Here is a 3959-nt window from a genome sequence, read left to right as displayed (position 1 = left end):
CACCTGTCCAACATCAAGGCCCCTAAAGGCGTTGAGTTCGTGGCCCTGGCACACGGTAACGACCTGGCAGTAGCCAACGTCCACGCTCCACGTGTTGCTCCAGAAGCTGCTGAAGGCGCTGCAGAGTAATTTCACTCTGACGCCGGAGTAGCGGAAACATCGCGGACAGTGACGTAGCGAGAAAGCGGGCGAGAACGCGAAGTTTACGCATCATGGTAAATGAGCTGTTGTCGTCCACTTTCGCCGCTGCCAAGCTGCGCGGCGATGTTATCCACAACTCCAGAGAAGGGCCCCTATCGTGACTGCCATCAAACTGATCGTCGGCCTGGGTAATCCAGGCGCTGAATACGAACAGACCCGGCATAACGCAGGGGCCCTTTTTGTTGAGCGCATCGCCGACAAGCAAGGTGTGAACCTTGTGGCCGATCGCAAATATTTCGGCCTGACCGGGCGCTTCAGTCACCAGGGTCAGGACATTCGTCTACTGATTCCCACCACCTACATGAACCGCAGCGGCCAGGCCGTGGCGGCGCTTGCGGGTTTCTTCCGCATCAAGCCCGAAGAAATCCTGGTGGCCCATGACGAACTAGACTTGCCTCCCGGCGTCGCCAAGCTCAAGACCGGCGGCGGACACGGCGGGCACAACGGACTGCGGGACATCATCGCGCAGCTCGGCAACCAGAATACCTTTCACCGCCTGCGGCTCGGCATCGGCCACCCGGGCGTCGCCAGCATGGTTTCGAACTTTGTCCTGGGTCGTGCGCCACGCGCCGAACAGGAAAAGCTCGACGCCAGCATCGATTTTGCCCTCGGCGTGCTGCCGGATATCTTCGCCGGTGAATGGAACCGCGCGATGAAAAACCTGCACAGCCAGAAGGCCTGACTCTTACCCGAGGGGAAACACCATGGGATTCAATTGCGGCATCGTCGGCCTGCCCAACGTCGGCAAGTCCACCCTGTTCAACGCCCTGACCAAGTCCGGTATCGCGGCGGAGAACTTCCCCTTCTGCACCATCGAGCCCAACAGCGGCATCGTGCCAATGCCCGACGCGCGCCTGGATGCCCTGGCCGAGATCGTCAAGCCGAACCGTGTCCTGCCGACCACCATGGAGTTCGTCGACATCGCCGGCCTGGTGGCAGGTGCATCCAAGGGTGAAGGCCTGGGCAACAAGTTCCTCGCCAACATCCGCGAGACCGATGCCATCGCCCACGTAGTGCGCTGCTTCGAAGACGAGAACGTGATTCACGTCTCCAACAGCGTCGACCCGAAGCGCGACATCGAGATCATCGATCTGGAACTGATCTTCGCTGACCTCGACAGCTGCGAGAAACAACTGCAGAAGGTCGCGCGCAATGCCAAGGGCGGCGACAAGGACGCCCTGGCCCAGAAGGCCATTCTCGAGCAGCTGATCCCGCACTTCACCGAAGGCAAGCCGGCCCGCAGCCTGATGAAGAACATGAGCGCCGAAGACAAGGCCGTCATCCGTGGCTTCCACCTGCTGACCAGCAAGCCGGTGATGTACATCGCCAACGTGGCCGAGGATGGCTTCGAGAACAACCCGCACCTGGATGTGGTCAAGGCCATCGCCGAAGAAGAAGGCGCGGTCGTGGTACCGGTATGCAACAAGATCGAAGCCGAGATCGCCGAGCTGGAAGAAGGTGAAGAAAAGGACATGTTCCTCGAGGCCCTGGGCCTGGAAGAGCCGGGCCTGAATCGCGTGATCCGCGCAGGCTACGAACTGCTCAACCTGCAGACCTACTTCACGGCCGGCGTGCAGGAAGTACGGGCCTGGACCGTTCGCGTCGGCGCCACCGCACCGCAAGCAGCGGGCGTGATCCACACCGACTTCGAAAAAGGCTTCATCCGCGCCGAAGTAGTGGCCTATGACGACTTCATCCAGTTCAAGGGTGAAGCCGGTGCCAAGGAAGCCGGCAAGTGGCGCCTGGAAGGCAAGGAATACATCGTCAAGGACGGCGACGTGATGCACTTCCGCTTCAACGTCTGATCCCCCCCGGACGACACCAACCCCCGTACATCCCCAGGATGCACGGGGGTTTGTTTTTTGTGCCCTCTGTTTTGCCAGACTCTCGCCCTTCCTGGCGCAATACCTGTCATTGCCTCAGAAGTAGGTGGTCGCCCCCGCGAAGAACGCCCGACCGGGCACGTAGAAGTTGGTCGAGCCGTCCCGCAGGTCCTTGTCCAGCAGGTTCTGTACCCCGCCATTCAAGGTCAGCCACTTGGTCAGGGCCAGGTTGGCCGTCAGGTCGTAGGTGGTGTAGGACTGCACGAAGTCATTGCGTCTCCCCCGCTGCTTGCCCACATGCTGTGCCGACAGTTCGGTACTCAAGCGATCGTTGACCTGCCAGTCCAGCGCACTGAACAGCGAGAGCTTGGGCGCACTGATCAGGTCCTCGCCGGTGGACAGGTTGCGGCTTTCCAGCATGTAGGTGGCGTTGGTGCGCCAGTTCACCGAGTCGCCCAGCGGGATCCGGGTGGTCCCTTCCCAGCCGCGGGTCCGAGCCTTGTCGATGTTTTCCAGCATGGTCCACCAGCGACCTTGGAATTGCCCCAGCGGACCATATTCGATCTTGTCGGTGAAATCGGTATGGAAGTAGGTCAGGCCCAGCTCCCAGTCGTCATGGTTGAAGGACACGCCGATCTCTTTGTTGGTGCTGGTTTCGGGCGTCAGGTCCGGGTTACCGGCCATCCAGCAACTACCCCCCTCCTTGTACCCCAGGGGCTTGAGCGAACCACAGCCACCGCCACCGGATTCGGTCGCCGCGCCGGCGCTGCCTTCCTTCAGGCTCGGTGCACGAAAACCCTTGGATACCCCGCCGCGCACCGTCCAGTCCGCATGCGGGTGGTAGACCACATAGGCCCGCGGGCTGTTGTGATTGCCATATTTGTCGCTGTGGTCGAAGCGGTTGCCCAGGGTCAGGGACAGGTTGTCCAGGAGGAACAGCTCATCCTCGATGAAGGCCGCCGAATAATCACCCTTCAGGGTCGAGCCACTGACCGGCGCGCCCTTGTAGTCCACCGGCACCGTGCCCAGGGTGTCGGTGTTGGTCAGCTCTTCACGCTTCCATTGCCCACCGACGGTCAAGCGCTGGTCCACCAGCCACTCGAACGGCAGGTTCAGGCTGCCTTCGACGATCTTCTCCTCGGAACTGGCCTTGCCCCAGTCGATATCGTTGCGGTACTTGTTCAGGTAGGCATCGAGTTTCGAGGTACCGAAACTCCACTCCCCGACATGGGACAGGATGTAGCTGTCGCGGATCAGGCGGCTGGGGCCAAAGGCTCCGCCGATGGTTTCATCCCAATCACCGAAGGTCTTCTTCGAGGACCAGGCGCGCTCTACGCCATGCACAGCCTCGAAAGACAAGCTCTGCTCATCGTTGACCTGCCAGTCCAGCAAGGCGTTCAGGCTCTGGTCCTTGGCGCCTCCAGCCCCGTCGCCATACATGAATTCGCCCTTCGAATCGAGACGGGCCTCGACCTCGTCCGCCGCCCGCCGAGTCACGTTGGCTCCCAGGCGCAGGCCCAGGGATTCGGTCAATGGACCGGACAGGTTGGCACTGTACTGGGTGGTCTGGCCGCGGTCGGAATCCTTGGGCACGGTGATATGGGTGCTGGCCGAACCGCTCCAGGTCCGCGACACCTTGCGGGTGATGATATTGATCACCCCACCCATGGCATCCGAGCCATAAAGCGAGGACATCGGCCCACGGACGATCTCGATGCGCTCGATCATGTTCGGCGAGATCCAGTTCAGGTCCTGGCGCGCCAGGTCACGGCGGTAGCTGATATCCCCGGAGCTACCGACCCGCTTGCCGTCCACCAGGATCAGCGTGTACTTGTCGTCCAGCCCCCGCAGCTTGATCTTCGACTGCTCGCCCACCGGGCCGAAGCCTCCCGTCACGCCCGGCACCCGGCGCAGCAGGGTATTGAGGTCATAGAC

The 3959-nt window shown here is 61.5% G+C and carries 3 protein-coding genes and 1 pseudogene; 3 read left to right on the top strand and 1 reads right to left on the bottom strand.

The annotated features are described in order from the left end of the window. The 3 genes and pseudogenes from ACK6AU_RS31485 to ychF form a co-directional block, all read left to right on the top strand. Positions 1-129 (top strand): annotated as a pseudogene (locus ACK6AU_RS31485) (50S ribosomal protein L25); the annotation flags it as partial. Between the two features lie 169 nt (positions 130-298). Next, positions 299-883 carry an aminoacyl-tRNA hydrolase gene (gene pth, locus ACK6AU_RS31480; protein WP_031320511.1) on the top strand — a complete coding sequence of 195 codons (585 nt, stop codon included), beginning with the start codon at positions 299-301 and terminating at the stop codon, positions 881-883. A 22-nt stretch (positions 884-905) separates the two neighbouring features. After that, the gene (gene ychF, locus ACK6AU_RS31475) at positions 906-2006 is read left to right on the top strand and encodes a redox-regulated ATPase YchF (protein WP_185700368.1); all 1101 of its coding nucleotides are present in this window, start codon (positions 906-908) and stop codon (positions 2004-2006) included. Positions 2007-2120: 114 nt separating this feature from the next. Here ychF and ACK6AU_RS31470 read toward each other — a convergent pair. Beyond that, on the bottom strand, positions 2121-3959 hold a 1839-nt coding region (locus tag ACK6AU_RS31470), incomplete at its 5' end, for a TonB-dependent receptor domain-containing protein (protein WP_409303637.1).

The organism is Pseudomonas sp. KCJK8993, from assembly GCF_046230915.1.
Classification (GTDB): Bacteria; Pseudomonadota; Gammaproteobacteria; order Pseudomonadales; family Pseudomonadaceae; genus Aquipseudomonas; species Aquipseudomonas piscis.
Note: the sequence above shows the minus strand (reverse complement) of the source record. Positions and strands in the feature narration are given on the sequence as shown.

Coding starts and splice junctions, on each gene's coding strand:
- ychF (WP_185700368.1), top strand. CDS start 906: ATGGGATTCAATTGCGGCATCGTCGGCCTGCCCAACGTCGGCAAGTCC.